Genomic DNA, 900 nt, shown 5'->3' on the forward strand with positions numbered 1-900 from the left:
GGGGGTCCGGCGAGCGGGCAGATGAGTTATGTGGGGTTTTGGTCGGTGTCGACGAATTCGAGGTCGGCTTCGCGTTCCCATGTCCAGCGGTTTCCCGGCCACCACACCACGACCCAATCCGTCCCGCCGGTGGGTGGGGTTTTCGACCAGATCTGAACGAGTTCGCCGGAGGCGTGGTCGAAGTCGGTGCGGACCACCGCGGCATGCCCGGCAGGGGCGACATAGCCGATCCGGTCACCGGCGGCCAGACCGGCGCGCGACTTCAACCGGATCCGGGTGCGCGGCACAACGGGCATCGGTTGAGCTTGTCATTCACGCCTGCGCCAAGGCTTGGGTGGGATAGCCGCGAGGCACGCCCCGGCCGGTTCCGCTGGGCCCCTGATGTTCCACCTGACTGGAATCCCCAGCGATCTCCTGGTCGCAGAACTAGCCCACAACCACGTCCTACACGGCCAACTCCCACATCCGCACTACCCGCAGGAGGTTCACGCTGACCTGCTGAGGATGCCCCCGTTGTCGTAGGCCATTGCTGCCGTTGGAGGTCGCGAGTCGTGGTCGTCGACGCCGGCAATGCCATTCGATATCGCGTTGTGCCAAGGGCGAGCGTGGGAGAACGATGTGGCCATGGATGTGGGTTGGTGCCGCCACTGCGGTGATGAGACGGAGATGAGCCGCGAGCATATTCCCCCCGAAGCGACCGGCAACGACTCCGCGTTCACGCTGTATCAGCAGTTCGGGAATGAGGTCAAAGTGTTCCGCGAGTTCACGAATGGCCACGCGCTCGAAACCTTGTGCGTGGACTGCAATGGGGGCGCGAGCGAGCGCGGTCTCCCGCAGGCGTACACCGCGTGGCATCAGGACGTCCTCGGCCACGTACACCGGTGCGGTGCAGCCTACCGC

Annotated in this window: 2 protein-coding genes and 1 pseudogene; 2 read left to right on the forward strand and 1 reads right to left on the reverse strand. The window is 65.2% G+C overall.

All coding sequences use genetic code 11. The features are described from left to right. Positions 1-26 precede the first annotated feature (26 nt). Positions 27-296 carry a hypothetical protein gene (locus tag NA3_RS35385; RefSeq protein ID WP_128145484.1) on the reverse strand — a complete coding sequence of 90 codons (270 nt, stop codon included), beginning with the start codon at positions 294-296 and terminating at the stop codon, positions 27-29. Positions 297-375: 79 nt separating this feature from the next. Here NA3_RS35385 and NA3_RS38355 point away from each other — a divergent pair. Beyond that, a pseudogene (locus NA3_RS38355) lies at positions 376-477 on the forward strand (nucleotidyltransferase domain-containing protein); the annotation flags it as partial. A gap of 141 nt (positions 478-618) precedes the next feature. Next, the coding region (locus NA3_RS35390; RefSeq protein ID WP_167355108.1) for an HNH endonuclease at positions 619-900 on the forward strand (282 nt) is incomplete at its 3' end.

Origin of the sequence: Nocardia africana NBRC 100379, assembly GCF_001612635.1 — a bacterium.
Lineage (GTDB): Bacteria > Actinomycetota > Actinomycetes > Mycobacteriales > Mycobacteriaceae > Nocardia > Nocardia africana.